This is a genomic window from Arthrobacter sp. ISL-69, from assembly GCF_018613775.1.
In the GTDB taxonomy this organism is placed as follows: domain Bacteria; phylum Actinomycetota; class Actinomycetes; order Actinomycetales; family Micrococcaceae; genus Arthrobacter.
This window is the reverse complement of sequence record NZ_JAGGPO010000010.1, coordinates 50,050-75,365: the sequence shown is the minus strand read 5'-3', so window position 1 is coordinate 75,365 and position 25,316 is coordinate 50,050. Positions and strand designations below refer to the sequence as shown.

The following is a 25,316-nucleotide window of genomic DNA, read 5'->3' as shown; positions in this document are numbered from 1 at the left end:
ACGCACTTTGAAGTGCAATAGGCACCTTCAGGTAAGCAATGGAGAAGGGTTTTGCCGGATCACCCGGTTTTCAGGAGCTGGACGGACAGCAGGTCTCCGGTGGTGCAATCCGGCTTCGCATGGACGGCGAAAACCAGCCGGCCGCCGTCGTGGAGCTGATCGGGGATGGCGAAGTCGCTAACGACTTCGTCGCCGTCCCGCCCGGACCTGACGGGGTCCGCCAGCGCCGATCCGTTGAGCCGAAGGTCGTGCCCGCGACCCTCGATGGCCCGGAACCGGACGCGCAGCAGGGCCGCCAGGCCGGCGGGATCCGTCAGGGTGTAGGAGAACCAGCCCGTTGCGCTGCGCCAGTGGATTCCCTCCCGGCCGGCGGCCCGGGTGGACTCGCCGGTGAAGGCGTGGTCTGCCTCGGGCTGCTGTTCCCCTGCCACCACGGCGTCGATGATTTCGCCCTGCGCGGCGGCCGCATCATCCAGTGCCAAAAGCTCCGCGAGACGCTCCCGGGCCGGGCCGGTGGGCCAGTAGACCGTGTACCGCTCGTCATGGATGCCGGCGAACGGTTCCAGCAGGACCGTGCGAACACTTCCATCGGCGTCCACCGCGGTGAGTTCCGCGATGATCGCAGACCGGTCGCGGAGCACAACGGCGTCCAGCGGTTCAGGTCCGGCCACCACCGGCGTGCCGGCCAGGGGAAGCAGCGTCCCCGAGGCGACGTGCCCCATCCGTTCGTCGGGAGCCTCAAAGCTCCCGACGCCGTCGTCCCCGGCCCGTGCAGCCAGCACCACCGGCCCGTACAGGAAAGACACCCACGGTGAGCCGTCCGGCAACAGTTCGGCGCGCAGCTCCATCTCCAGCCGGACGGTCACGACTGTAGTGCCTTCCCACAGGCGGCGGACGGAAACATAGGCGCTGTCGGACGTCCCGCCGTCGGGCCCTGGCGCGGCAGTCCCGACGTCGACAGGTGACCCGTCGACGTCGACCTCCATCTCCAGGGACCAGGCCGGTCGGCGCAGCCGGATGGTCGCCTCGGTGGGCGTAGCGGCGGTGATGCGCAGGGTGGCAACGCCGGAACGGGGAAATGCGGTCTCAAGCCGGACGGTGAGGCCCCGCTCTGCCCACGCCAGCTCGGAGGGTGCGTAGAGGTTGACGTACAGGGCGTCGCCGTCGTGGCTGTAGATCAGTTCGCCGTAGCCGGCGTGGTTTTCCAGGCCCGACCCGACGCAACACCACATCGATTCCTGGGTGCGGGAGTAGACGCGGTAGTGGGCCGGCCGCATGGGCGTGAAATAGACGAAGCCGCCACGCCCGGGGTGCTGGGAAGACAGGATGTGGTTGTAACTGGCGCGTTCATAGAAATCAATTGCCGCGGGATCGCCGGTGCGTTCGAAGCGGAGCCGGGCCAGCTTGAGCATGTTGTAGGTGTTGCAGGTTTCCGGACCCTGCGCGTCCTGGATCATGGGGGAGAAATCGGAAGAGGGGTGGAAGTGCTCCCGCACGCTGTTCCCGCCGATGGAGACCGTCCGGCGGGAGACCACGGTGTTCCAGAAGGAGTCGGCCGCTTCGTCGAACAGCGTCTCCCCAGTGGCGGCGGCGAGGCGTGCATAGCCGACCACTTTGGGGATCTGGGTGTTTGCGTGCAGGCCGTCCAGCTCGTCGCGGCCCTCCGTCAAGGGAACCAGCAGGGCGAGGTGGGAGAAGCGGCGTGCCTCCGCCCAATGGTCCGCGCGGCCGGTGATTCCGGCCAGGATGGCGAAGGCATCGTTCATCCCGCCGAATTCGGTGCGCAGGACCTCTTCGAACATGTGATCCGGGATGTGGCTGGAGATGCCGAGCCACCAGTCCGCAAGGGCCGTGGCGATGGTCAGGGCACGCCCGGAGGCCGCGTAGGTGTACGCATCCAGGAGCCCGGCAAACGTTTTGTGCAGGTTGTACAGCGGGACCCACCGACCGTTCAGGGTGAACAGGTCCGCGTCCACAGTCCCGCCCGCAAGTTCCGCTCCCAGGGCGCGTCCGCCGGGGGCTCCGCCTACGTAGCCGTCCCCGCCGGCAACCTGGCTGCGCCAGAACACCTCCACGAGGTGTTCGAGGCGGCCCAGCAGCCGGGGGTCGCCCGTGGCCGCATAGAGCTGGGCGCAGGCAGACAGATAGTGCCCGCCGATGTGCCCGCCCATGCCGTCGGATTCCCAGTTGCCGTAGGGCTGGGCAGCCGGCTCCAGGCCGGCCTCCAGAAGGTACGGGGCGCTCAGCCTGTCGGCGTCGAGCTCCAAAACGTAACGGATGCTGGCGTCCTGGGCCGTCTTGAAGTCACCGTCGAGGAGGCGAACCCTGTCCAGGGGAAAGGCTAACGTCGGGAGGACAGGGTTGTTAGCGCTAACAGAAAACATCCCTGAACAGTAGGTGGCGGAGACTTTTCCTGTCAATGGGACTGTGCGGGAGCTAGTGCCTGGCCGGCCGCTGAGCGAGGATGACTGCCTGGGGTGACTTCTCGCGGGGGCCGGGTTCACGTGACATCTGGGCGACCATGGTGAATCCGGCGTTGGTCAGGCGTTCGATGACGGTCGCGGGCGGGAAGAGCTGGGCGTCCAGGGATACGTCATGCCCGTAGGCGCGGGCGATATGTCGAGGGCCGTCGCCAACCTGGAAACTGATCATTGCATAGCCCCCGGGCCTGAGGACCCGGAAGAACTCGGCGAACACGCCCGGGAGATCGCCGGGGGCCAGATGGATGACGGAGTACCAGGCGAAAACTCCGCCCAAGTGCATATCCGGATAGGGAAGGGCCCTGAGCTCAGCCACTTCGAAGCGGAGGCCGGGATTCGTCCGCCGGGCCACCTCAACCATTCCGGCGGAGACGTCGATTCCTGACACGTCGACTCCCAGGCGGGACAGCAACCCGGTCATCCGGCCCGCGCCGCAGCCCGCGTCAAGCACGGGCCCGGCATTTTCTTCCTTCACGTAACCGGCGAAAGCCTCGATCATCCCGCGGTCCGCCGGTGCCTCGAAACTGGCATCAGGCAGCAATCTCGCATAGCTCTCCGCGACCGTGTCGTAGGCCGACCGGACGTTGGCGAGGCGATCATCAACATGCATCCGGCAAGGCTACCGCGGGGTGCCGAGTTCAGTCCCCGCCGGCGCTGGGATGCGGACGATCGCCGGGCGCCGGGGCGGGGGCGCGCAGTCCTTGTTGGACTATTTGGACCTGCTGAGCGTAGTGAGTCTGCGGACGGAAGACCTCGTCAGCAATGCCCAACATGCCGCCTGTAGCACCGCGCCACACACCGCTGCGCCGGTTCCGCCGCGAAACCCAATACCAGAGGCAGGCAATCAGAGCCGGAAAACCCAGCACGACCACCAGCACAATGAGCAGATCCATGATGCAACTCTAGCCCGCGGGCTAATGATCATTCCGTAAGGTTGATTTCAGTCGAGAAATTGGGGGAAGGACCACGACGTAGCCATACACCTAATAGCAGCTGGAATGGAAGTATGCGGGGATTCCAATAACGGCAGCAATTTACGCCAATCCAGCCCTAGCCCAGATACATGCGGGCCAGTGCCTCTTTGGCGGAGCCTTTCAACGTCGATGGGTGCACGGCATCATGGGGAAGCGTTGCCGTGCTTGCGGCCCAGACGGCGTCCCAGAAGGCGTCCTCTCCCAGGTCCGTGTTCGGCGGCCGACGGATAAACCAGTCGTAGCCCCGGGGCCTGGGAGGAAGTTCGGCAGCGGCGAGGTACGAATCGATGTCGTCATCAATCGATTCCAGATCAGCTTCAGTCAGGACGAACGGTTCCAATTGTGCGCTCCCGGTCTGGAACCGATGTACGACCGTGCCCAACCGATCGCCGGCAGCCGCGCGGACGCGTACAAAGTTGCCCTGCCCTGCCGCCCACACGACCAATGCGCCCCACCCGTTCTCCGTGGCGAGGATCCAGCCGGCGGGGGCTTCGCCAAGTTCAGCGGATGCCCAGGGATCGTTGTTCATGCCCGATACTCTATTGCCTCGAAACTGACCACAGCCCACTCATCACCGGATTGAGAGTTCCCCATGCCCTGTAATGTCCGTGACGGCCCAAAAGGTTACACCTGTCCGGAGCCGTGGTTCGGTAGCGTCGTCAACTAAGGCTCGTGACATACAAGTTCCATTAGGTGGAAATAGTTTTGAACGAGGGTTGGATCCGGAGCTTCCAGGCGTCGAATGGCGACTCGAACCACGTCTACCGCGGTTTTGCTGGTGACCCGGACCAAGGGGTAATCCTCTTGGATCACCTGCCAGTGGGCTCCGGGAACGGTGTGAGTGAGCACGTCGCCGTAAAACATGCCAATGGGTCAGACAAATGCCGAGAGGGTGGCTTTGTGGTTGATGGAATCAATGAGGTCATCGATCGCAGCCAGGCCGTCGACAGACCGCGGCAACTGCATTCCGTTGGATCGGAAGTGCGCGATCAGCTCGTCATAGCCGCCGACATTTGTTGGCGGAGGGCTGGACTGTCGCCGGTCCACGGGCCGGTATTCAGCGCATCTCCTGGGCATTCCCCGGGGCAGCATTTGCAGCGGCTCGGCGGAATCCTCCGCATCGCTCATGTCGACAGACTACGCCGGGAATTTTCAGACGGGCAGAAATTGGAGTGGCCCCAGTACGTCTCGTTTCAATTCAATCTCTCGTCCATGTCGAGCAGGTCTGAAGAAGCAACCACCGCGGCCGCTACCTAGCATTAGGGTGTTCGCATCAGTCTCCTAGGTAAGGAACCCGCAATGAAGGACACGGAAAATTCAGGCACAGGCACCAAGACGTACGGCGGATTCGAGGACGACGAACTGGCCGCGATGAAGGAACGCGCACAGGAACTCAAGAAGGCGGCCCGCCGCGGACCGCGCGGCGCCAAAGCTGACGGGGAGAGCGAGGTTCTCGAGAAGATCGCCGAGATGCCCGAATCCGACCGCCTCATTGCCGAACGGCTTCATGCCCTCGTCAAGGCCAATGCACCGGAGCTCACGCCGAAAACCTGGTACGGGATGCCCGCCTACGCCAAGGACGGAAAGGTGGTCTGCTTCTTCCAAAGCTCGCAAAAATTCAAGACACGGTACTCAACGCTCGGCTTCAACGACTCGGCGAATCTCGACGACGGCACCATGTGGCCGGCCGCCTATGCCCTTACGGAGCTGACCGCCGCCGATGAGGAAAGAATCAGTGCGCTCCTGAAGAAGGCCGTCAGCTGAGGTCTGCATTCACCATTGACGGGCTATTAGCCGTCGCATCCCTCTGGGAGGCCCGCGTGTGCCAGACCGGAAGCAACCCCAAACGGGCGGTGACTCCATGTCCCCTTGCGGCGACTGGCCCGAGGTTGCGCCGCCGCCTGTGACGGCATACGCAAGCGTGGCCATGGCAAATAAGTCTGCCGGGACGGCCGGCAGAGCTGCCAGCGAGCAGAAGACTGTGGCCAGAACTACAGGCAGGCGCGCTCCAGCGGGAGCCGAGTTCCGCCGTCCACCTGATCCCCTTCGGCGACGAGGAATACATCGATCGGGTCCTCGTGTTCGTGGACGAATCCGTTGCGTTCGTAGAGGCGTCTCGCCGGGCTGCCTTGCAGGACGTTGAGTCGGAAAGGCCGGTGATCCCGCTTCGTCATCATTACATGGCGCAGGACCGCGCTGCCCAGGCCCTCGCCTTGGTACTCAGGGGCCAGGTAGAAGTGTTCGATCCATTGCTCATCGGGTTCGGGGCGTACCGCAATGACGCCCGCCTTGGGCGCAAAGACCGGACGGGAGGCATGCCGCTATTGAAGCACAATGGAGGCGTGACTTCTTCGTTCCCCCCTCCGGCCGCCGCACGCCCCATCGGACCCTTCGACTTGGGTGTCATCGGCGCGGGCCTGGCGTTTGCCGAGTCGCTGGGGAAGCTGACCGACGCCCTGTGCGCGGGAGGCATTGCCGGGACCGCCGTAGTCCAGGCACCTCCGGGCACGGGCAAGACCACCCTGGTTCCGCCGTTGCTCGCCAACATCGCCGCCGCCAACATTGCCGCCGCCAACATTGCCGCCTCGGCGGTTGCGCCAGGTAAAACGGGGGTCCGCGGTCCGCGCGTCGTCGTGACCCAGCCCCGCCGCGTCGCCGCCCGCTCGGCCGCGCGCCGCCTGGCTACCCTGGACGGGAGCCGCCTCGGGGACCGCATCGGCTACACAGTCCGCGGTGAACGGGTCAGCGGTGCCGGCACCATGATCGAGTTCGTCACGCCCGGCATCCTGCTGCAGCGGCTCCTCGCGGATCCGGGACTGGAGACCGTGGACGCCGTGATCCTCGACGAGGTCCACGAACGCGGGCTCGAGACCGACCTGCTCCTCGGCATGCTCGCGGAGGTGCGCGAGCTGCGTGGCGACCTCACGCTCGTCGCCATGTCCGCAACGCTGGACGCACCCCGCTTCGCCGCCCTGATCGGCTCAAGGCAAGGCGGGAACCACGACGACGGCGGGCCGGCGCCCGTCGTCGACTGTCCGTCCGCGCTGTACCCCCTGGAAACGGAGTGGGCTCCGGCAGCGGCAGCGCGGTTGGATACCCGGGGAGTGACGCGGGGGTTCCTTGACCACGTGGCGGACACGGCTGCGGCGTCACACGCAGCGGCGCTTGCCGCGGACGCAGGCGTGGACGCCCTGGTGTTCGTTCCCGGGGCATGGGAAGTTTCGCACGTCGCCGCCCGCCTGCGGAGCCGGGTGGCCGCCGAAGTACTGGAGCTGCACGGCCAGGCAAGCCCGGCCGAACAGGACCGTGCCGTCTCCGGGCGGGAGCCCGGCGGACGTCCCCGGATTATCGTTTCCACCGCGCTCGCTGAATCCTCCCTGACCGTCCCGGGAGTCCGCTTGGTGGTTGACTCCGGCCTGTCCCGGGAGCCGCGCCGCGACACGAACCGTGGCATGTCCGGCCTGGTCACTGTGTCCTGCTCCCGGGCCTCCGCCAAACAGCGTGCCGGACGGGCCGCCCGCCAGGGTCCGGGCAGGGTGGTCCGTTGCTACGACCAAAAGAGCTTCGGTGCAGCCCCGGCCCACCAGACACCGGAAATCGCGGTGGCTGACCTTACCGGCGCGGCACTGGTCCTTGCCTGCTGGGGATCGCCCGGCGGCCGTGGTCTGTCCCTTCCCGACGCTCCGCCGGCGGCGGCGATAAATGAGGCCGTCGAAGTTCTCCGCGAGCTGGGTGCCGTCGGACCGGACGGCCTCGCCACGGATTTGGGTAAGACCCTGGCCAGGATCCCCGCCGACCCCAGGCTGGCCCGAGCCCTCCTGGACGGCGCCGCAACCGTCGGCCACCGAACGGCGGCGGAGACGGTCGCGGTCGTGTCCGGTGACCAGCGCGCTCCCGGCGCCGACCTGACGCGCCTGCTGGCCACGCTGCGTTCGGGCAAGGACCCGGCGGCCCGGCGCTGGAAGGAGGACGTCCGGCGGATGGAGGCGATCGTCCGCAAGGAGGATGCCGCCGTCGAACGTTCCCAAACCGTTCCGCCGGTGACCGCCGCGGAGTCCGTCGGGTTCGTCGTCGGCCTGGCGTTTCCCGACCGCGTGGCGCGCCGCGTTCCCGGCGCAGGGGCGCAGTACCTGCTGACCTCAGGCACCAGGGCCGGCCTTCCGGCCGGCAGCCCGTTGGCCGGGCACGAATGGCTGGCAGTCGCGGAGGTCGCCCGCGCGGAAGGCCGGGATGCTGCCGGGACCGGCGCCGTCATCCGGTCCGCGGCGCCGCTGACCGCTGATACGGCCGAGGCCGCAGCCCGGCACCTGCTGAGCGACGCTGTGGAAGCCGGTTTCACCCAGGGACGGGTCACGGCCCGCCGGGAACGCCGGCTCGGCGCCATCATGCTCGCTTCGACGCCGGTGCGGCCGTCGGCCGCGGAGGGACGGGCAGCCGTGGCCAGGGCGCTGGCCAAGGAAGGGCTGGGAACCATTGGATGGTCGACGGCGGCGGACGCCTTGCGCCGCCGTCTCGCGCTGCTGCACCGGGAACTGGGCGATCCGTGGCCGGACGTTTCCGAGGCGGCGCTGTTGTCGCGACTTGACGACTGGCTGGCTCCTGAGCTCGAAGCGCTTGCCGGCGGGGCTGCCACGGCCGGCGTCGACCTCACCGATCCGCTGCGCCGGCTGCTTCCGTGGCCGGACGCTGCCCGGCTGGGGGAGCTGGCACCGGAGGCGCTGGAGGTGCCGAGCGGCTCGCGGGTCAGGATCGACTACCCGGACGCGGAGCACGACGACGGCCGGCCGGTCGTGGCGGTCAAACTTCAGGAGTGCTTCGGCTGGGCCGACACACCGCGGTTGGCAGGCGGCAGGGTCCCGGTCCTGTTCCATCTCCTGTCGCCGGCGAGGCGACCGCTTGCGGTCACGGATGACCTCGCCTCCTTCTGGTCCGGACCCTACGCGCAGGTGCGGGCCGAGATGCGTGGCCGCTACCCGAAGCATCCCTGGCCGGAGGACCCGTGGACTGCGCCGGCGACTGCGCGGACCAAGAGCCGGATGTAGGGCGCTCATCGGGCTACGTCGGTGGGGGACTATTTCCCCGGCCAGTGCCAACGGAACACGAAGCATACCGTTACTTGAGGGATCCAGCAGCGCACCGTGTCGCGGTACTGCTGGAATTCTTTGCCGAACCGTTTCTTTAGGTCAGACTCCTCGAGCGGCCTGACGACGGAGTTCCACACCAGCGAGCCCAGGACCGCGTAGGCGACAACGAGCCAGGACTGCAGGATGAAGCCCACTGCGGTGCCCTGGACAATGCCAGAGACCGCCATTGGATTACGAATCCAGCGATACGGACCTGCGATGACCAGACGGTTGGGCATCGCCGATGGCAACGGGGTGCCATCTCCCTGCGTCGACATCACTACTGCTGACGAGATGCCAAGAGCGCTGGCAAGTACGAGAAGTGCGACACCGACAGGACCAGCAAACGATGGAAACGGGAGCGCCACCGCCCAGCGCTGTTCGAGAACCGCTATGGCCAACGGAATCACCGCCAGGAAGAGCCCCCAGAAGAGGACGATTTGCCCGAATGTTGAAGCCACGTGGGTCGCAGCGGTCGAGCGGTTGGCGGGACGGAAGGCGAACGGACCGCGGATGATCCACGCGGTCGGTACACGCCCCAGCAAGACGAGGCAGAGGGAGATCAGCGAGCCTGCGGTGGCAGCACCCATGCTTAGTACGCCCCAGCCCGCTTCGGTTGTGATGGTGGCGTATACCGCCAGTGCGATAGCGACAGCGCCGGTCCAACCTGTACTCACGACCGCGGCAGCCTTAACGCCGAATGCTGCCCCGGCCGAAGCCATGACGAACAGTGGAATATCGAAGACCGCGACTGCGGCCGGGTCGAGATCACCCAGGGTCGCCTGGTGCACCACGGGCGACAAGAAAACCGCGGTCCACCAGGCGAAACCGGCAATCGCCTGCATGGCGAAATATGGGCGACCCCACCGAACCAACCCCGTCGCCGATTCAACCCCAAACATCAGCAGTCCCCGTTGGCTTGTCGATGGAATTCTTCGATCTGTCACTTCCCAGTTCCAGGACTGGCCCTGTTTATGTCGAAGACAATGTTGGCCTCAGCCTACCGAATTCGACCATTCATGCCGCTCATTCGGGCACTGCAGTTTCTTGTGCGCCAAAGTCATTGACCGGCGATACTTAGCGATATATCGTTAAGTATCGCCGATGGTCGGCGATAGCAGTACCCGAAAGGACGATGCCACCATGAAAGGCATTCACGACAAATTTGCAGACAACGGCCCCGAGCGGGGACGATTCGAGCGCGGCCGGAGCCGCCGAGGACCCCACGGCCACGGCGGCGGTGGGTTCGGACGCGGCTTTGGGGCGGGGTTCGGGCCGGGCTTCGGGCCGGGATTCGGGCCCGGTTTTGGCCCCGGCGGCCCGCGCCGCGCCAACAGGGGCGACGTTCGCGCCGCCATTCTTTCCCTGCTCGCCGAAGCCCCATCCAACGGGTACGGGCTGATCAGGACAATCGCGGAAAAAACCTCCGGGGCCTGGCGTCCCAGCCCGGGGTCCGTTTACCCGACCCTCCAGCAGCTCGTCGACGAGGACCTCATCACACCGGTTGGTGAGGGCAAGCGCACCGAGTTCACGCTCACCGATGCCGGCAAAGCGTACGTGGCCGAACACGCCGAGGAGCTAGGCAACGCCTGGAACACCGATCCCGAGGGCGCGGTGCCGGTGTTTCATCAGAGCGTGGGAAAGCTCATGGGCGTCATCCATCAGTTCAGGGTCGCGGCCACCGACGAACAGCGCCTGGCTGCCGTCGAAAAGATCGATGAAGCCCGCCGCGCGCTGTACCTCATCCTGGCGGAGTGACCGCGGAGGGAAGGTGCAGAAAGCCCGAAGTGGCCATGTGAGGTAACTGATACACGCCTGAAACGTTCTGTCGTGGCGGCGAAACATTGCCCAGTTACGCTCATTCCTATCTGGACATCGGAGTCCACGCAGCGAACGAAAGGACACACCATGATGACGCTTTTGAGCGCTATGACACTCTCCCTTCACGCAGGCTGGAAGGACAAGGACCCTCACCTCGGCGGGGCCGGCTCCATGGGTGCCTTCCCTAGCGGCCAGCTCTCATCCACTCCCTGGGAAGGGTGGTGGCACGACGAACCCTAGCCGTCCGGTCAAGGGCGACACGTCTTCCTCTTGAAGTTCGGCAGCCTCAGGGTGTCGAATCGTCTTACAGAGGCCGCTTGGCGGCTCACGACTAAGACGCCTGGAGTTGCTCATGTCGGTAAAAGGCACAAATGGCCGGGCCAAGAGCCCGGCCCGCGGCACCTCTGATTCCCGGCGGGCCGACACCGCCGCCGGGGCTCCTGCCGATGCACCGGAGAAAGTCCGCAATGTTGTTCTCGTAGGCCACTCCGGTGCGGGAAAGACCATGCTGCTGGAAGCACTGCTGGCAGCAACCGGCGTCATCTCACGGAAAGGTTCGATCGAGGACGGCACCACTGTCAGCGACGCCGAGCCCTCCGAGGTGCACCAACAGCGCTCGGTGGTGCTCTCCGTAGCTCCACTGGTGGTGGAGGGCATCAAGGTCAACCTTCTCGACACACCCGGCTACGGCGACTTCACCGGTGAACTCCGGGCGGGACTTAGGGGCGCGGACGCGGCCCTGTTCGTAGTCTCGGCCATCGACGACATCGATGCTGCCACCACGGCACTCTGGGCTGAATGCGACCAGGTAGGGATGCCCCGGGCGGTGGTAGTCAGCCGGCTGGACCACCCGCGCGCGAATTTCGAGGCGGCCGTGGCCGCCTGCCAGCGCGCGTTCGGAGACTCGGTGGTGCCGGCCTATCTCCCCGTGCGCACCGGTGACGCCACCACCGGGCTGCTGGGGCTGCTTTCGCAAACAGTTTCGGACTATTCCGCCGGCTCCCCGACGCCAAACGTGCGGCCGGCCGGCACGGATGAACTCGCTGCCGCTGCCGCTGACGCCGCACGCGGCACGCTCATCGAGGGGATCATCTCGGAGAGCGAGGACGAGACCCTGATGGACCGTTACCTCGGCGGCGAGGAGATCGACGTCGACGCCCTGGTCCGCGATCTGGAGACTGCCGTCGCCCGCGGCACTTTTTTCCCCGTGCTGGCCTCCTCCGCCGAGACGGGCCTGGGCATGGCTGAACTCCTGGAAATGCTGACCCGCGCATTTCCCTCTCCGCTAGAGCGCAGCCTGCCGCAGGTGACCAGTCTTTCAGGTGTACCGGCAGCCCCGCTGGCCTGCGATCCTGCGGGTCCGCTGGCCGGCGAGGTGGTGCGGACCACCATCGACCCGTTCCTGGGCCGAGTCTGCCTGGTGCGGGTCTTCTCCGGCACGCTGCGGGAGGATTCGGCCGTGCACGTCAGCGGGAGGGGGCTGTCCGAACGCGGCCACGAGGACCACGACAGCGACGAACGCCTCACGCACCTCTACTCCCCGGTGGGGTCCAGCCTGAGGCCGGTTCCGTATTGCGTGGCGGGGGACATCTGCGCCATCGCCAAGCTGGCCAGCGCAGAGACGGGCGATACCGTGTCCGCCAAGGAAACACCGCTGCTGGTGGTTTCGTGGGACATGCCGGAGCCGCTGATGCCCTTGGCCGTCGAGGCAGCCTCGCGCAGTGATGAGGACGCCCTCGCCAAGAGCCTGGGAAAGGTGGCAGCCGGTGATCCGACGCTGCGCGTGGAACGGAACTCCGAAACCCACCAGCTGATCCTGTGGTGCATGGGCGAAGCCCACGGCGAAGTTGTGCTGGACAGGCTGCGGGACCAAGGGGTCAAGCTGCAGACCGTGGCCGTGATTACCCCGTTGCGGGAGACGTTCGTGGCACCCGCGTCGGGCCACGGCCGGCACGTTAAGCAGTCCGGCGGCCACGGACAGTACGCCATCTGCGACATCGACGTCGAGCCCCTCGACCGAGGTGCGGGCTTCGAATTTGTTGACAAGACGGTGGGCGGGGTCATCCCGGGGCAATACATCGGTTCCGTGGAGAAGGGCGTCCGGGCCCAAATGCAGAAGGGCGTGTCAGCAGGGTTCCCGGTGGTGGACATCCGTGTGACGCTGACCGGCGGCAAGGCGCACAGCGTGGACTCCTCCGATGCGGCTTTCCAGGCGGCCGGGGCCCTGGCGCTGCGTGAAGCCGCCGCCGCGGGCCGGATCCAGCTCCTCGAACCCGTCCTGGCGGTGACCATCAGCGTCTCTGACGATTACGTGGGTGCGGTGATGAGCGATCTGTCCTCCCGGCGCGGGCGGCTGACGGGAACCGACTCGGCCGACGGCAGCGGCACTGAGATCAGCGCAGAGATACCGGAGCAGGAACTGCTGCGCTACGCGGTGGAACTCCGGGCGCTGACGGCGGGCACCGGCCGCTTCCGGCGCACCTACCTGCGCCACGAGCCGCTGCCTCCGAACATGGCCCACACGGCGCCGCGGCCATGAGCTGCTCGCCAGGCGTTCGCTAGTCCAGGCGTTTCCTAGCCCTGAGGGCTCGCAGCCTGCGAGCGCAGGTAGGCCGCGACCGGCGCTGCCGCGGACGCACCGATCTCGTCGGCGCTGCGCTTTTTGCCGGCGACCGCAAATGAGTGGTCGCCGCCGTCGTACCAGTGAAGGGTGGCAGTGGGCCCGATCCGGGCAACCACACCCTCCAGTAGTTCAGGCGTGGCAAACGTGTCCCGCGTCCCCTGCAGGAACAGCATCGGCAGGGTCAGGCCGTACAGGTGCTCATCACGCAGTTTTTCCGGTTTGCCCGGGGGATGCAGCGGGTACCCCAGGTAGACGAGCCCGGCCGCCGGCATCCCTTCGGCAACGGCCATCGAGGCCATGCGTCCGCCGAAGGACTTGCCCGCCGCCCACACCGGCCCGTTGTCGGAGTGCGCGGCCGCCCTGGCTGAGGCTTCCTCCATGGCTGCGCGCCACGTGGCTATCGCCAGGGGCGGTCTGTCCGGGAACTTCCGTCCGGCCTCGCGGTAGGGAAAGTTGAAGCGCAGGGTGGCCACGCCGTCGTCGTTCAACGCCCGCGTGAAGCCCCCCATGAAGGGGTGCTGCATGCCGGCGCCGGCACCGTGGGCAAGGACGAGCGTGGCGAACGGGTTGTCCGGCCGGGCGTAGAGGCCGGAGACCTGGACATCGCCGACACTGATGGTTACAGGGGACTCGGGTACGGGCATGAGTCAATGATGCCGGATCTCCACGCACAGCCGGCACACAGACGGCCGAAAGTTCCCGGCTAGCAACCGGCGGGAGAGTGGTTTCATCAGCCCAACCCCGCATGAGGAGACCAGTATGATTCCGGGAACCGCATTATCCGGCATGGCCCTGCAGGCAGACAGCACGCGATTGGACGGAATCGCCCTATGGGTGGTCGGCGTCATGGAAGCGGTCGGCGCACCGGGAGCCGGACTGGTGGTGGCGCTGGAGAACCTCTTCCCTCCGATCCCCAGCGAAGTGGACCTGCCGCTGGCAGGCTTCACAGCCAGCCAAGGCGGCTTTAGCCTGGCGGAGGCAATTTTCTGGACTACCGCCGGCTCGCTGCTGGGTGCCTACGTGCTCTACGTCCTGGGTGGCTGGCTGGGCCGCGACAGGACCCGGGCGGTCGTTGGCAGGCTTCCGTTCGTGGCCGTTGATGACGTGGACCGGGTGGAGGCATGGTTCCTGCGCCACGGCTACAAGGCCGTCTTCCTGGGCAGGATGGTGCCCGTGTTCAGGAGCCTGGTGTCCATCCCGGCCGGTGTCGCGCGCATGCCGCTCCTGCCCTTCCTGGGGCTCTCCGTGGCGGGCAGCCTCATCTGGGACACCTAGACAGCACCCTTCACCCGCAGCCAGGCGAACTCCTGCGGCTTGAGCACAAACCCTTCGCCGATGCGTACCGGCTTGCCGGTCAGGATGTTTACCGCCTCGGCAGCGAATCCAGAGAGAGTCTCCGCGGTGACTGTTTGGTCTTCGTCGCTGAAATTGGCCAGGGCGAGAATATGCGTGTTGGTTCCGGGCCGTTGGTAGCCCAACACAGCCCGGTTCTTCGTGTCGAAATGGACCAGTCTGGTCCCGGCGAATTCGGGAGTTCGGGACCGTGCGGCGATCATGTACCGCAGCCCTTCAAAGACGGCTCCTTCAGGAATCGACTGATCGTGACGGTTCGCGTAACGGTCGTCGGGGTAGTGCGGCCGGTGCACCCATCGGCTGTCCGCGCCGTGGCCTTCCTCGAGGGCGTACCCGTAGTCGTTGACCTGCGCCACTTCGTCGCCCAGGTAGAGCAGCGGGACCCCGCCGGTGCTGAAGGCAACCGAGTGGGCGAGAAGGATCCTGCGGACTGACTCGACAGAACCGTCCTCCAGTCCGCAGAGCGACGCCGTCGTGCCTGAAATCCGGCAGTCACCCGTCCGCGGATTGTCCTGGAACGGAACGCCGCGGGCGAAGCTGCCCGGGAAGCGGTTGACGTAGAAGGAATTGAGGAAGCGGCGGTGGTCGAAGCCGTTGATGCCCAGCTCCGCGGCGTCCTCGTCAGCAAATGTCCAGCCAATGTCGTCGTGGCTCCGCACGTAGTTCACCCAGGCAGTGCCTGCCGGAAGGTTGTGCCGACGCTCCAGTGCCTGCGACAGCAGGGACACGTCACGGGTGGCCATGGGCTCCCAGATCAGTGCCATCTGCAGCGGGTTGTACGAAAGCTGGCACTCTGCCGGATCGATGTACAGGGCAACGTCGTCCGGGTGGACGATCGCCTCGGACTTGAAGAGCAGCGACGGCGCGGCAAGCCGGCAGACGGCGTTGAAGGCCTGCAGCAGGGTGTGGGCCTCCGGGAGGTTCTCACACGGCGTTCCGAGCTGCTTCCAGATGAAGGCGACGGCGTCCATCCGAAGGATCTCCACCCCCTGGTTGGCCAGGAAGAGCATCTCTCCGGCCATGGCCCTGAAGACGTCCGGGTTGGAGTAGTTCAGGTCCCACTGGAAACTGTGGAACGTGGCCCAGACCCACCGTCCGTCAGGGAGTTGCACGAACGAACCGGTGTGGTCGTCCGGGAAGATCTCGCGCACGTGTTGTTCGAAGGCGTCCGGCATGGTCCGGTCCGGGTAGAGCCAGTAGTAGTCACTGAACTCGGGGTCGCCTTCGGCAGCACGCCTGGCCCAGTCATGCTCATCCGAGGTGTGGTTGAAAATGAAGTCCACCACCAGGCTAATGCCGTTGTCCCGCAACTCGGCAGCCAGCTCGCGCAGCTGTTCCATGGTGCCGAGTTTCGGGTTCACGTCACGGTAGCTGGAGACCGCATAACCGCCGTCGGAATGCGGTTCGGGTGCCAGGAACAGGGGCATGAGGTGCAAATAGGTGAGGCCGAGCTCTTTGAAATAGGGGATCCGGGCACGGACTCCTTGAAGATCCCCCGCATACCGGTCCACGTAGCAGACGCCGCCCAGCATGCTGTTTGACCGGAACCAGCCGGTGTTGTGCTCCCGTTCCGCATCCAATGCCTTCAGGTCCGCCGGGCGCTCGTTCCAGGAGCGGGCAGTCTGGAGGACAAGCGCAGTCAGCTGGTCCTGGAAGTCCGGGCGTGAGCCGTACAGGGAATGGAATAGCCGGTACAGGGCGGGGAATTGGCGGTCGAAGCGCTGCTGGAATTCGGCGTTGTCCCGCCCCCGCGGCATAAGACCCGGCTGGGCGCCCAGGGCACTCAGTGCATGCTGCCTCGCTGCCTGCTCCACACCAGCGGCTTCAACCATGGAACGGGTCTCCTTCGACGTTTTGCCGGGAGCCGTGCGGCGTCCGGTCCGTTCACATCCTTACAGACGGGCCGGTACGTGCCCAGTGAAAAGGAACGTGCTTCTTCGTTTCGAACTCCAACTGCTGACGCCGCGCACCGGGCGGGGTAGGTTGTCCCCATGGCGAGCGAAGCGACCACCCTGACCGTTGACGGGCCGAACGGCCCCCGCGACATGCGCATTTCGAGTCCCAGCCGTGTCCTCTGGCCGGATCTCGGCCTGACCAAGCTGGACCTTGCGCGCTACCTGGCCGAAGTGGGGGAGGCCTTCGTTGCGGCGAACGGCGACCGGCCGCTGGCGTTGCAGCGGTTTTCGGACAACGTGGACGGCGAGCAGTTCTTCTCCAAAAATCCGCCAAAGGGAACACCGGACTTTATTCGGACGGTGAAGGTGGTCTTTCCGAGTGCGCGCTCGCATCCCATGCTGGTCCTGGACGAACCGGCCGCTGCCGTCTGGGCCGCCCAGATGAACACCGTGGTGTTCCACCCCTGGCCATCGCGGGCCGGAAACACGGACAACCCCGACCAGCTGCGGATCGACCTGGACCCCCAGCCGGGAACGGACTTCGACGACGCGATCCCCGCAGCCCTGGAGCTGAAGGACGTGCTCGCAGAAGCAGGCCTCACCACGTTCATCAAGACCTCGGGCAACCGCGGACTGCACGTTTACGCGCCGGTGGAGCCGACGCACGAATTCCTGGACGTGCGCCACGCCGTCATAGCAGCCGCCCGTGAACTGGAGCGGCGGATGCCGGACAAGGTCACCTCGGCGTGGTGGAAGGAAGAACGCGGCGAGCGGGTGTTTGTGGACTTCAACCAGGCCAACCGCGACCGCACCATTGCCGGCGCCTACAGCCCCCGCGCCCTGGCGCACGCCCCCGTCTCGTGCCCCATCACCTGGGACGAACTGGGCAACGCCGACCCGAAGAACTTCACCATCCTCACCGTCCCGGAACGGCTGAAGTCCGTCGGGGACCCCTGGGCGGACATGAACGCCAACCCGGGAAAAATCGACGTCCTGCTCGAATGGTGGGAGCGCGACGTCGGCTCAGGGCTCGGGGAACTGCCGTTCCCGCCCGACTACCCGAAGATGCCCGGCGAACCGCCGCGCGTGCAGCCCAGCCGCGCGCGCAAGAAGGACTGACGCAACAAGGGACTGAGGTGAGCCAGCGCCCGTCCGGACGCCTGGCACCAAACGGCGACTACTCGAACCGGGACGGATCGCCCATGCCGCGCCGCACCACTTCCGCCGAACCTCCCGAGAAGTCGATGACCGTCGTCGGCTCCGCCCCGCAGTCACCGGAATCAACCACGGCGTCCACCACGTGGTCCAGCCGTTCCTTGATTTCCCAGCCCTGGGTCAGCGGATCTTCCTCCTCGGGCAGCAGCAGCGTGCTGGAGAGCAGCGGCTCGCCCAGTTCGGCCAGCAGCGCCTGGACCACGGCGTTGTCCGGGATGCGCACGCCCACGGTCTTCTTCTTCGGGTGCAGCAGGCGCTTGGGCACCTCCTTCGTGGCAGGAAGGATGAACGTGTAGCTGCCCGGCGTCACCGCCTTGATGCTCCGGAACACGTCGTTGTCGATCTGCACGAACTGGCCCAGCTGGGCAAAATCCTTGCAGACCAGGGTGAAGTGGTGTTTGCTGTCCAGCTGCCGGATGACGCGGATGCGGTCAAGCGCCTCACGGTTGCCCAGCTGCGCGCCGAGGGCGTAGCAGGAGTCGGTGGGGTAGGCGATCAGCCCACCTGACCGCACCAGGTCCACTATCTGGCCCACCGCGCGAGGTTGGGGATCATCGGGGTGCACGTCAAAATATCTCGCCATGCCCTGAGCTTATGGCCCGGCAGGGAAATGTGCACTTGCCGACGCGGGCCGCCCCTATGCAGCCCCGCACGACTGGGGCAACATATGAAGTGTTCCAAGCCCGGGTGGCCACCTGCTCCACAGGCGGTCCGGGTATCGACCGGTACGAGAGGACACCTGAATATGACCACGAGACTCAACCCCTACCTGGGCTTCAAGGACAACGCGCGGGAGGCCATGAACTTTTACCAGTCCGTATTTGGAGGCGAACTGGCACTGAGTACCTTCGGTGAGTTCCAAGCCAGCCAGGACGCGTCCGAGCAGGAGAAGATCATGCACGGCATGCTGACGTCCGAATCCGGCCTGGTCCTCATGGGGGCCGATACGCCCAACGGCATGAGCTACACGCCGGGCGACAACTACTCCGTTTCCCTCAGCGGCGAGGACGACGCCGAACTCCGCGGGTACTGGGAGAAGCTGTCCGACGGCGGCACCGTAACGGTACCGCTCGAAAAGGCGCCGTGGGGCGACACCTTCGGCATGTGCACCGACAAATTCGGTGTCGCCTGGCTTGTGAACATCGCAGGCGCCCAGGCGTAGGCAAAATACCGGACGACGACGGCGGCGCCCGCCGCCGTCGTCGTCTGCATGTGCGCGGGGCTTAAGGCCCTAACCCCGGTGTTGCCCCCGGAGCACACTGAAGGTGTCAGCGGCCTCCGGCGTGCTGATCCGAAAACGCGATGGAGAAGAGCAGGATTCAGAATGGGCAAACCAATCGTCGTCGGCATCAACGGCTCCACAGGGAGTGAGGCCGCAATGACGTGGTCGCTTCACCGGGCAGCCAGGCTCAAGCTGCCGGTGATCGCCATCCACGCGGTGGATGACCGGTGGATGTCACCGGACTTCCAGTACCACGAACTGATCAGGGAATCAGGCCTGGAGCTGCTGAGGCAGGTGCAGGAGGATGCCGCCAAGAAGGAACCCGACGTGGCCGTCGACGTGCAGTTGCGGCACGGCAGCGCCGGCTCAGCCCTGAAGGAAATGTCCAAGGACGCTTCCATCGTGGTCATCGGATCACACCACCGCCATTGGGCCGACGGAGGACCTGTGACGGACCGGGCGCTTCAGGTCGTTACTGCGTCGGACAGCCCCGTGGCGGTTATTCCGCAGGATCAGGGGCAGCAGGGCCGCGGCGTGGTGGTCGGCGTGGACGGCTCGGAGGAGTCCCTGCAGGCCGTCGCATTTGCCGCCGCGGAAGCCGACCGGGAAGGGGACGAACTGACTGCGCTGCTGGCCTTCCGGCGCCCCGCCCGCTGGGTGCAGAGCGGGATGCCGGCCAGCGGGCTGGCGGAAGTCATTGAGGAAGAGGACAAGATTGTGCTCGCGGAATCGGTGGCCGGGCTGCGGGACAAGTACCCCGACCTGGTGGTGAACCAGCTGCTGGACAAGGACACAGATCCGGCCAAGGCCCTCGTGGAGGCCGCTGCGAACGCGCGCCTCCTGGTGATCGGCAGCCGCGGACGCGGGGGATTCAGCCGTCTTCTGCTTGGTTCCACGGCCCATGCGGTCCTGCTGCGTGTTCCGTGCCCCACGGTGGTCACCAGGGTCCACAAGGTCAAGCACGAGGATTAGCGGGCCTGGCCATACCCGCCGGGACGCTGCGGACATCCCGGCGCCCCGGGCCGGGGAAGCGGCTCGCCAACCCTATTGAGGCGGGCTGCAGGCGATGCGAGGATGGAAGCGTGCAGCCCCTCCTGGATTTCTTCGCCCACTATTGGTGGTTGGTGTTCCCGCTCAGCGGCATGGCCGGGGGCTGGTTGCGTGCATTGTCGAAGGCAAGCGAGCGCCGGCACCAGCGCAAAGTGGAGCTGTACAAGCTCAAGCACCAGGCCGTGCAGGCAGAACAGGCCACTACCGCGGAGGTCCAGCTGCTGATGGACACCCATGCGGACATCAACAAGCGCTGGCTGGACTACGAACTGGACGTCGGGAAACTCATCGACTACCCGGTGATGACCGATGTCCGCGAACCGCTTACGGTAGCCTTCCTGCGCGCCAAGCGGGACGCCGACGGCTTGCGGCCAGTGGCGCCGGGGGACATCACGAGCAAGGCCCGGATGGATGAGTACCGGGCCGCGGTGAACAGTTTCCAGATCGCTTTCGACGTCGCGGAACGGGACGCCAGGCGCATCAGGGACCGGAATTTTTCGGGACCGGAACGCGAACGCCTCGCCAAGGCACGGAAGCTGCTGAGGATTGCCGAGGATGAGGCCGCGACCCCGGCGGAACGGCAGACCGCCTACAAACGGGCACGCCGTGAGTTGGAAGGCCTGATCGTCCTGCCGGAGCCGGCCATCGCTGCACTGGAAGCAAAGGTCGCACGGGTGCTCGGCGCCGGCGAGGCAACCGACATCCAGCTGCGCTGACGGCACTGCACCCGTTCTGCACCGGGGAGGAGGGATGACGCCGTGATGAATGTCTCCCTGTACCTCGACGTGGACGGCGTGATCTGCCCTTTCGGGGCAACAGGCACCACGGACTGGGGGAGCAGGTGGCAGATTTCCGACGCCGGCCTGTTGGAAGTGGCCTACGCCGGGGAGCTCGTCGACTCCCTCAACACTCTGTCCCGGAGACCCGGTCTCCGGTGCGTTTGGCTTACCAGCTGGGAGGAGATGGCGCCCGAATATCTCTGCCCGGCGATCGGCCTCGCAGGGCAGGAATGGCCAGTCCTTGCCAGTGATGGACTGGGCAGCGGCGAAAGCTGGTGGAAACTCCAGGCCCTGCAGCGGGACTTCGAGGCGTCAGCGCCGGACCGTGCGGTGTGGATCGATGACCAGCTCGACTATGAAGCGGAGGCCCGCGCCTGGGCATCCATCATTGGCACCCGCCTGCTGTTGATTTCCCCGCATCCCAGGCGGGGATTGTCACGTGCCGAGCTGGACGCCGTGCATGCTTTCCTTTGAGCGCATGGTGTTTTGTCCTCACGGCGTTGACGCGTACGATCGTTAGGGTTTCAAGCCCCTTCCGAACAACACCGTATGAATTTCCAGAAAACATCTGGAACAATCCTGCGTGCGGCCGGGGCACGGGGAAAGTGGAACTGCTGACCGTCGACTCTGCAGATTGGGCAACAGGTGGAAATCACCTTCATGGTGGCGCTGGTAATAGCGCTGGCACTTTTTTTCGACTTCACCAACGGCTTTCATGACACCGCCAACGCAATGGCCACGCCTATTGCCACCGGTGCAATTAAACCCAAGACGGCAGTTGCCCTGGCAGCGGTCCTGAACCTGGTCGGAGCGTTCCTTTCCACGGAAGTGGCAAAGACGGTATCCGGCGGCATCATCAAGGAAGGGGCCGACGGCATCCAGATCACCCCGGACATCATCTTTGCCGGACTGATGGGCGCCATCCTGTGGAACATGATCACGTGGCTGAAAGGGCTCCCGTCCAGTTCGTCGCACGCCCTCTTCGGCGGCCTGATCGGCGCAGCGATCGCCGGAATCGGCATCAATTCGGTCAACTTCGATTCCCTCATGCAGAAGGTCATCCTCCCCGCACTCTTCGCCCCGGTCATCGCCGGCGGCGTGGCCTACATCTGTACCCGCCTGGCCTATGCCCTGACGTCCCGGCACGACCCCGAGACGGGCAGCAAGCTGACCCAGAAGCGCGGGGGCTTCCGTACCGGGCAGATCTTCACGTCCAGCCTGGTGGCCCTGGCCCACGGAACCAATGATGCGCAGAAGACTATGGGCATCATCACCCTCGTGCTGATCGCGGCGGGCACGCAGCAGCCGGGGTCCGGCCCGCAGTTCTGGGTGATCACTGCCTGCGCGTTGGCTATCGCTATCGGAACTTATGCGGGCGGCTGGCGGATCATCCGCACCATGGGCTCCGGCCTGACGGATGTTAAGCCCGCCCAGGGCTTCGCCGCGGAAACCAGCACGGCCTCAGCCATCCTCGCGTCCTCACACCTTGGCTTCGCCTTGTCCACCACTCAGGTTGCTTCCGGATCAGTGATCGGCTCGGGCCTGGGCCGTAGAGGCACCTCGGTGCGCTGGGGAACTGCCGGGCGTATCGCCATCGGCTGGCTGTTAACCCTTCCCGCGGCCGGGATCGTCGGCGCGCTGACCGCCCTACTGGTGAAAACCGGGGTGGTGGGCGTGGTCATAGCGGCCGTCGCCGGCACCGGCGCTGTGTTGTTCATGTTCGTCCAGTCCCGCAAATCCCATGTGGGCCACCACAATGCTGTGGAGGTCGAGGAAGCCGGGCAGGCTGTCCGCTTCCGGAAGAAAAAAGCCATGGCACGGGCACTTCGTGCCCGGAACGCCAGCAAGCAGAAGGACGGCATGTCATGAAATGGTTGGAACTGGTTCAGGTCGCCGGAGCCACCCTCGCTGCCGCAATTACCGTGGTGGTCCTCTACTCCGTCGGAGTCCGCTTCACCGCCATCGCCGGCGATCCCGAGCAGGCCACGCCCCGGTGGATGAAGTCGCTCGCCTACACCTGTTTCGCCCTGTGCGGCCTTGCTGTGCTCTTCGGCCTGTACCTGATCATTCCGTACTTCAGCAAATAACTGCCGCTTCCACTCAGGGCGGACGCCCGGGAGACGCCGGTCCTTTGAGGCGTTACGGCTGGAGTGCAAGGGGCTGCTCTGGCGGATATTGCCCATCGGGGGAATAGTTAACACTGTTTCAGCGTGTTTGGTCCGGCTCCGCCGCCGGCCGATGCCGGGAATCTTCCCGAAGGGTTCTATCCAGGCCGGTTCCCCTGCCGGGAACCGCAAGCAGGTGGGTCTGTCATGCACAGTCAAACCGGGGCGACTGCCCGAGCAGCAAGAACCGCGGCGGCCGTCTGCCTGCTGCTCCTTATCAGTGGATGCTTCGCTCCGCCGTCCCCGTCACCTACGGAGAATACGACGACGTCGGCATCCCCGTCCGCCACGGACACTTCGGGCAGTGCCTCCACCAACGGAGTACCAACGGCTTCGCCGTTGCCGGGACCGGGCGATGGCCCGCCGCCAGAGGCCGCACCGGTCATCCGCTGGATCCCCATCGGCCCAGCTGCCCCCACCGACCCGCCGGAGGGAACGCTTTACGAACTCCTCCGCAACAGGGACTGCCCAGGTTTGCGCGACTCCACCCTCAACACGGCCTTTCCTGCCGTGTGGACCGCTGCTGAGGCTACCTGCCTCGCGCTGGCCACGGACCTGCCGCAGGACTGGCAGCGGGCACGGACTGCGCTGGCCGGTGTCCCCAGCCTGCCGCCCGGAAGGTGCTGGGAAATCAAGGTCACGGAATCCCTGCAGCAGGCCGTGGATCTCCGGACCGCACACCAGGGAGTCCAACTCCTCGTGGATGCCGCAGGCGCAGGCGACGACTGCCCCCGCCGGCTGACGGGACTGACGGTCCTCGACGGGCCCGATGCCGGTGCGGCCGCTCCCACCGTCCCCGCGCGCGGGGGAACGCCGGTACGGCTCGAGGGATTCTTCGTGAACGTAGACAACGTTTTGGTGAACGGCAATCCGGTTGAATTCGAAGGCCCGCAGTTCGGCCCCTTCGTGTTTTACGCCCCGCCCGCAAACGGCATCGAGTCCGCGCGTGTGACGGTGGGGGCGACACCTCCGGTGTCCGGTGATGCCGTCCTGTTCTATGCTGACCCGACGCCGCCCGGTCCCACGCCAACAGAACCGACCACGACGGCGCCGCCGGAGCCGCCGGGAACCGGACTTCCGACAGTCGGGCCCCCGGCAGCCGAAGCCCCGCTGCTGCCGCCGTCATGAGCGGCGAACCCGAAGGGGATCCCCGCTGGAAACGCGCCGTCGATATGCTGGCGGTCATCGGCCCGCCGTTGACCATTTCGACGGCCCTGCTGGTCTACTTCGGCTGGGCGCGGACGGATGCCCAGGCGAAGGCAATGGGGCTGGACGTAAGCCTCTTCGGGTACACCGTGCAGGATTTCGTGCTCAGGAGCATCCCGTCCCTGTTCATCCCGCTGGTCTGGCTGCTGATTCTGGCCGTCCTCTGGCTTGCTGTGGACCGGTTCCTGGCCGGACACATCACGGCCGGCCGCGTCGCCGGCATCCGGCGGCTTGCCGCAGTGATCCTGTTTGCCGGGGTGGCCTGTGCCGCGGCGATGTGGCTGGTGGTGATCCTCCAACCGGAACGGACCGTGCTGTTCGTCCCCTACATCATGGCTGCAGGGGTGCTGCTGGCCGCGTGGGGCCTGAGCCTGTGGCGGCGTTCCACGGAAGGGCCCGGACGCAGCATTGCCGCACTTTCCCGCGGATCCGAAAAGACGCTCATCTTCTGCCTGGTGAGCCTGCTGCTCTTCTGGGGCACCTCAGACTACGCCCAGGCGCTCGGCCGGGGACTGGCGGTGAGCTACGAGCAGCGGTCCATGCTCCTGCCCACCGCGGTTGTCTACAGCAAGGACCGGCTGGGTATCAGCGCGCCCAACGTGCGCGAACAGTCCAGCGGCACGGCAGATCATCCCGTGTACCAATACACCGGCCTCCGGCTGCTCGTGGTCAGCGGCGGACGCATCTTCCTGCTCAATGAGGGCTGGACGCTCCGGAGCGGCAAGGTCGTGGTGCTGCGTGACGATCCCGGCATGCGCGTGGAGTATGGGAACCCCGAGTCGAAATGACTAGGCTGGGCCCATGTCCAGTCTTCAGTACTTCGTGGCCTCGTCCCTCGACGGATTCATCGCCACGTCCGATGACAACCTGGCATGGCTCCTCGAATTCGACGGATTCGAGGGCGGCCGGGAAAGCTATGAGTCGTTCATGGCAGATGTCGGCTGCATCGTGATGGGCGGGGAAACCTACGCCTGGCTGATGGAGCACGAGCCCGGCAACTGGCCGTATCCTGACACCCCGTGCTGGGTCTTCACGCACCACGAACACTCCGCGCCGCGGGGGGCCGACATCACGTTCGTCCGGGGCGACGTCCGTGAGTTCATGGAGGACTTCACCGCCGACGCGGGGGAGAAGAATGTCTGGCTGGTGGGCGGCGGAGAACTCGCGGCCCAGTTCGCCGAGGCCGGCCTGCTGGACGAAATCATCATTTCCATCATTCCGGTGGTGCTCGGTGCCGGTAAGCCCGTGCTGCCGATCAAGGACGGTCCGATGCGTCCGATGGAACTGGTGGCGTCCAACGCCATGGGCAGGGGAATTGTGGAGCTGCGGTACCGGCTCGGCGACGCTCCGTCGCAGGGTGCACCGCCGGGCTGAGCCCTCGCCGTCAAGGCGCCGTCAGGACGGGATTGT

At 65.9% G+C, this 25,316-nt stretch carries 26 protein-coding genes and 1 pseudogene; 16 read left to right on the top strand and 11 right to left on the bottom strand.

Annotated elements, in window-relative coordinates:
* Nucleotides 1–59: 59 nt before the first annotated feature.
* From J7I79_RS05700 to J7I79_RS05680, 6 genes are all read right to left on the bottom strand, one after another.
* Nucleotides 60–2,384 carry a beta-L-arabinofuranosidase domain-containing protein gene (locus J7I79_RS05700; protein WP_214951264.1) on the bottom strand — a complete coding sequence of 775 codons (2,325 nt, stop codon included), beginning with the start codon at nt 2,382–2,384 and terminating at the stop codon, nt 60–62.
* A gap of 52 nt (nt 2,385–2,436) precedes the next feature.
* Nucleotides 2,437–3,090 (bottom strand): class I SAM-dependent methyltransferase, encoded by a 654-nt coding sequence (locus J7I79_RS05695; RefSeq protein ID WP_214951262.1) that lies wholly within the window; start codon nt 3,088–3,090, stop codon nt 2,437–2,439.
* 28 nt (nt 3,091–3,118) lie between these two features.
* Nucleotides 3,119–3,373, bottom strand: a complete 255-nt coding sequence (locus tag J7I79_RS05690) for a hypothetical protein (protein WP_214951260.1) — start codon at nt 3,371–3,373, stop codon at nt 3,119–3,121.
* Nucleotides 3,374–3,530: 157 nt separating this feature from the next.
* Nucleotides 3,531–3,983 (bottom strand): DUF5956 family protein, encoded by a 453-nt coding sequence (locus J7I79_RS05685; protein ID WP_214951258.1) that lies wholly within the window; start codon nt 3,981–3,983, stop codon nt 3,531–3,533.
* Between the two features lie 134 nt (nt 3,984–4,117).
* A complete protein-coding gene (locus J7I79_RS24905; RefSeq protein WP_396020168.1) occupies nt 4,118–4,318 on the bottom strand; it encodes a DUF6278 family protein in 201 nt (66 codons plus the stop codon).
* A 9-nt stretch (nt 4,319–4,327) separates the two neighbouring features.
* The gene (locus tag J7I79_RS05680; protein ID WP_214951256.1) at nt 4,328–4,582 is read right to left on the bottom strand and encodes a hypothetical protein; all 255 of its coding nucleotides are present in this window, start codon (nt 4,580–4,582) and stop codon (nt 4,328–4,330) included.
* A 171-nt stretch (nt 4,583–4,753) separates the two neighbouring features.
* Here J7I79_RS05680 and J7I79_RS05675 point away from each other — a divergent pair, with 171 nt between their 5' ends.
* Nucleotides 4,754–5,218, top strand: coding sequence for an iron chaperone (locus J7I79_RS05675; RefSeq protein ID WP_214951254.1), 465 nt, complete (start codon nt 4,754–4,756; stop codon nt 5,216–5,218).
* 227 nt (nt 5,219–5,445) lie between these two features.
* Here the strand turns inward: J7I79_RS05675 and J7I79_RS05670 are convergent, their stop codons facing one another.
* Nucleotides 5,446–5,733 carry an N-acetyltransferase gene (locus tag J7I79_RS05670; protein WP_214951543.1) on the bottom strand — a complete coding sequence of 96 codons (288 nt, stop codon included), beginning with the start codon at nt 5,731–5,733 and terminating at the stop codon, nt 5,446–5,448.
* Between the two features lie 36 nt (nt 5,734–5,769).
* On the opposite strand from J7I79_RS05670, the gene hrpB reads away from it, so the two are divergent.
* Nucleotides 5,770–8,496, top strand: coding sequence for an ATP-dependent helicase HrpB (gene hrpB, locus J7I79_RS05665; protein ID WP_214951540.1), 2,727 nt, complete (start codon nt 5,770–5,772; stop codon nt 8,494–8,496).
* A 29-nt stretch (nt 8,497–8,525) separates the two neighbouring features.
* Here the strand turns inward: hrpB and J7I79_RS05660 are convergent, their stop codons facing one another.
* The gene (locus J7I79_RS05660; RefSeq protein ID WP_214951252.1) at nt 8,526–9,422 is read right to left on the bottom strand and encodes an isoprenylcysteine carboxylmethyltransferase family protein; all 897 of its coding nucleotides are present in this window, start codon (nt 9,420–9,422) and stop codon (nt 8,526–8,528) included.
* A gap of 298 nt (nt 9,423–9,720) precedes the next feature.
* Here J7I79_RS05660 and J7I79_RS05655 point away from each other — a divergent pair, with 298 nt between their 5' ends.
* The 3 genes from J7I79_RS05655 (at nt 9,721) to J7I79_RS05650 (ending at nt 12,937) form a co-directional block, all read left to right on the top strand.
* Nucleotides 9,721–10,335: a PadR family transcriptional regulator gene (locus tag J7I79_RS05655; RefSeq protein ID WP_214951249.1), complete on the top strand. Its 615-nt coding sequence runs from the start codon at nt 9,721–9,723 to the stop codon at nt 10,333–10,335.
* Nucleotides 10,336–10,506: 171 nt separating this feature from the next.
* Entirely contained in the window at nt 10,507–10,638 is a 132-nt protein-coding gene (locus J7I79_RS24560) for a hypothetical protein (RefSeq protein ID WP_285291300.1), read from the top strand.
* A 112-nt stretch (nt 10,639–10,750) separates the two neighbouring features.
* Nucleotides 10,751–12,937 carry an elongation factor G-like protein EF-G2 gene (locus tag J7I79_RS05650; RefSeq protein ID WP_214951247.1) on the top strand — a complete coding sequence of 729 codons (2,187 nt, stop codon included), beginning with the start codon at nt 10,751–10,753 and terminating at the stop codon, nt 12,935–12,937.
* Between the two features lie 35 nt (nt 12,938–12,972).
* On the opposite strand, the gene J7I79_RS05645 is transcribed toward J7I79_RS05650, so the two are convergent.
* Nucleotides 12,973–13,665, bottom strand: coding sequence for an alpha/beta family hydrolase (locus J7I79_RS05645; protein WP_214951245.1), 693 nt, complete (start codon nt 13,663–13,665; stop codon nt 12,973–12,975).
* 142 nt (nt 13,666–13,807) lie between these two features.
* On the opposite strand from J7I79_RS05645, the pseudogene J7I79_RS05640 reads away from it, so the two are divergent.
* A pseudogene (locus J7I79_RS05640) lies at nt 13,808–14,293 on the top strand (DedA family protein); the annotation flags it as partial.
* On the opposite strand, the gene J7I79_RS05635 reads toward J7I79_RS05640, so the two are convergent.
* Nucleotides 14,293–16,206, bottom strand: a complete 1,914-nt coding sequence (locus J7I79_RS05635) for an amylosucrase (RefSeq protein WP_214951243.1) — start codon at nt 16,204–16,206, stop codon at nt 14,293–14,295. The pseudogene J7I79_RS05640 and the gene J7I79_RS05635 overlap by 1 nt on opposite strands.
* 159 nt (nt 16,207–16,365) lie before the next feature.
* On the opposite strand from J7I79_RS05635, the gene ligD reads away from it, so the two are divergent.
* Nucleotides 16,366–17,388: a non-homologous end-joining DNA ligase gene (ligD, locus tag J7I79_RS05630; protein WP_214951241.1), complete on the top strand. Its 1,023-nt coding sequence runs from the start codon at nt 16,366–16,368 to the stop codon at nt 17,386–17,388.
* 58 nt (nt 17,389–17,446) lie between these two features.
* Here the strand turns inward: ligD and J7I79_RS05625 are convergent, their stop codons facing one another.
* Nucleotides 17,447–18,067 (bottom strand): L-threonylcarbamoyladenylate synthase, encoded by a 621-nt coding sequence (locus tag J7I79_RS05625; RefSeq protein WP_214951239.1) that lies wholly within the window; start codon nt 18,065–18,067, stop codon nt 17,447–17,449.
* A 162-nt stretch (nt 18,068–18,229) separates the two neighbouring features.
* Between J7I79_RS05625 and J7I79_RS05620 the strand changes: the two genes are divergently transcribed.
* The 9 genes from J7I79_RS05620 to J7I79_RS05580 all read left to right on the top strand — a co-directional run bounded on the left by J7I79_RS05620 (nt 18,230) and on the right by J7I79_RS05580 (nt 25,280).
* Nucleotides 18,230–18,646 carry a VOC family protein gene (locus J7I79_RS05620; RefSeq protein WP_214951237.1) on the top strand — a complete coding sequence of 139 codons (417 nt, stop codon included), beginning with the start codon at nt 18,230–18,232 and terminating at the stop codon, nt 18,644–18,646.
* Nucleotides 18,647–18,808: 162 nt separating this feature from the next.
* Entirely contained in the window at nt 18,809–19,678 is an 870-nt protein-coding gene (locus J7I79_RS05615) for a universal stress protein (protein ID WP_214951235.1), read from the top strand.
* Nucleotides 19,679–19,788: 110 nt separating this feature from the next.
* Nucleotides 19,789–20,472 carry a hypothetical protein gene (locus J7I79_RS05610; RefSeq protein WP_214951233.1) on the top strand — a complete coding sequence of 228 codons (684 nt, stop codon included), beginning with the start codon at nt 19,789–19,791 and terminating at the stop codon, nt 20,470–20,472.
* Between the two features lie 45 nt (nt 20,473–20,517).
* The gene (locus J7I79_RS05605; RefSeq protein WP_214951536.1) at nt 20,518–21,009 is read left to right on the top strand and encodes an HAD domain-containing protein; all 492 of its coding nucleotides are present in this window, start codon (nt 20,518–20,520) and stop codon (nt 21,007–21,009) included.
* Nucleotides 21,010–21,180: 171 nt separating this feature from the next.
* On the top strand, nt 21,181–22,404 hold the full coding sequence (locus J7I79_RS05600; RefSeq protein WP_214951231.1) for an inorganic phosphate transporter: 1,224 nt from the start codon (nt 21,181–21,183) through the stop codon (nt 22,402–22,404).
* Nucleotides 22,401–22,622 (top strand): hypothetical protein, encoded by a 222-nt coding sequence (locus tag J7I79_RS05595; protein ID WP_214951229.1) that lies wholly within the window; start codon nt 22,401–22,403, stop codon nt 22,620–22,622. The genes J7I79_RS05600 and J7I79_RS05595 overlap by 4 nt, the downstream gene beginning before the upstream one ends.
* A gap of 225 nt (nt 22,623–22,847) precedes the next feature.
* Nucleotides 22,848–23,828, top strand: a complete 981-nt coding sequence (locus tag J7I79_RS05590; RefSeq protein ID WP_214951227.1) for a hypothetical protein — start codon at nt 22,848–22,850, stop codon at nt 23,826–23,828.
* The gene (locus J7I79_RS05585; protein WP_214951225.1) at nt 23,825–24,694 is read left to right on the top strand and encodes a hypothetical protein; all 870 of its coding nucleotides are present in this window, start codon (nt 23,825–23,827) and stop codon (nt 24,692–24,694) included. Before J7I79_RS05590 ends, J7I79_RS05585 begins: the two co-directional genes overlap by 4 nt.
* 13 nt (nt 24,695–24,707) lie before the next feature.
* Nucleotides 24,708–25,280, top strand: a complete 573-nt coding sequence (locus J7I79_RS05580) for a dihydrofolate reductase family protein (protein WP_214951223.1) — start codon at nt 24,708–24,710, stop codon at nt 25,278–25,280.
* Nucleotides 25,281–25,316 lie beyond the last annotated feature (36 nt).

What these genes read in the sequence shown, in the direction of transcription:
- J7I79_RS05700 (WP_214951264.1), bottom strand. Translation starts at nt 2,384, where the DNA reads ATGTTTTCTGTTAGCGCTAACAACCCTGTCCTCCCGACGTTAGCCTTT.
- J7I79_RS05695 (WP_214951262.1), bottom strand. Translation starts at nt 3,090, where the DNA reads ATGCATGTTGATGATCGCCTCGCCAACGTCCGGTCGGCCTACGACACG.
- J7I79_RS05690 (WP_214951260.1), bottom strand. Translation starts at nt 3,373, where the DNA reads ATGGATCTGCTCATTGTGCTGGTGGTCGTGCTGGGTTTTCCGGCTCTG.
- J7I79_RS05685 (WP_214951258.1), bottom strand. Translation starts at nt 3,983, where the DNA reads ATGAACAACGATCCCTGGGCATCCGCTGAACTTGGCGAAGCCCCCGCC.
- J7I79_RS24905 (WP_396020168.1), bottom strand. Translation starts at nt 4,318, where the DNA reads ATGTTTTACGGCGACGTGCTCACTCACACCGTTCCCGGAGCCCACTGG.
- J7I79_RS05680 (WP_214951256.1), bottom strand. Translation starts at nt 4,582, where the DNA reads ATGAGCGATGCGGAGGATTCCGCCGAGCCGCTGCAAATGCTGCCCCGG.
- J7I79_RS05675 (WP_214951254.1), top strand. Translation starts at nt 4,754, where the DNA reads ATGAAGGACACGGAAAATTCAGGCACAGGCACCAAGACGTACGGCGGA.
- hrpB (WP_214951540.1), top strand. Translation starts at nt 5,770, where the DNA reads ATGCCGCTATTGAAGCACAATGGAGGCGTGACTTCTTCGTTCCCCCCT.
- J7I79_RS05660 (WP_214951252.1), bottom strand. Translation starts at nt 9,422, where the DNA reads ATGCAGGCGATTGCCGGTTTCGCCTGGTGGACCGCGGTTTTCTTGTCG.
- J7I79_RS05655 (WP_214951249.1), top strand. Translation starts at nt 9,721, where the DNA reads ATGAAAGGCATTCACGACAAATTTGCAGACAACGGCCCCGAGCGGGGA.
- J7I79_RS24560 (WP_285291300.1), top strand. Translation starts at nt 10,507, where the DNA reads ATGACACTCTCCCTTCACGCAGGCTGGAAGGACAAGGACCCTCACCTC.
- J7I79_RS05650 (WP_214951247.1), top strand. Translation starts at nt 10,751, where the DNA reads ATGTCGGTAAAAGGCACAAATGGCCGGGCCAAGAGCCCGGCCCGCGGC.
- J7I79_RS05645 (WP_214951245.1), bottom strand. Translation starts at nt 13,665, where the DNA reads ATGCCCGTACCCGAGTCCCCTGTAACCATCAGTGTCGGCGATGTCCAG.
- J7I79_RS05635 (WP_214951243.1), bottom strand. Translation starts at nt 16,206, where the DNA reads ATGGTTGAAGCCGCTGGTGTGGAGCAGGCAGCGAGGCAGCATGCACTG.
- ligD (WP_214951241.1), top strand. Translation starts at nt 16,366, where the DNA reads ATGGCGAGCGAAGCGACCACCCTGACCGTTGACGGGCCGAACGGCCCC.
- J7I79_RS05625 (WP_214951239.1), bottom strand. Translation starts at nt 18,067, where the DNA reads ATGGCGAGATATTTTGACGTGCACCCCGATGATCCCCAACCTCGCGCG.
- J7I79_RS05620 (WP_214951237.1), top strand. Translation starts at nt 18,230, where the DNA reads ATGACCACGAGACTCAACCCCTACCTGGGCTTCAAGGACAACGCGCGG.
- J7I79_RS05615 (WP_214951235.1), top strand. Translation starts at nt 18,809, where the DNA reads ATGGGCAAACCAATCGTCGTCGGCATCAACGGCTCCACAGGGAGTGAG.
- J7I79_RS05605 (WP_214951536.1), top strand. Translation starts at nt 20,518, where the DNA reads ATGAATGTCTCCCTGTACCTCGACGTGGACGGCGTGATCTGCCCTTTC.
- J7I79_RS05595 (WP_214951229.1), top strand. Translation starts at nt 22,401, where the DNA reads ATGAAATGGTTGGAACTGGTTCAGGTCGCCGGAGCCACCCTCGCTGCC.
- J7I79_RS05590 (WP_214951227.1), top strand. Translation starts at nt 22,848, where the DNA reads ATGCACAGTCAAACCGGGGCGACTGCCCGAGCAGCAAGAACCGCGGCG.
- J7I79_RS05585 (WP_214951225.1), top strand. Translation starts at nt 23,825, where the DNA reads ATGAGCGGCGAACCCGAAGGGGATCCCCGCTGGAAACGCGCCGTCGAT.
- J7I79_RS05580 (WP_214951223.1), top strand. Translation starts at nt 24,708, where the DNA reads ATGTCCAGTCTTCAGTACTTCGTGGCCTCGTCCCTCGACGGATTCATC.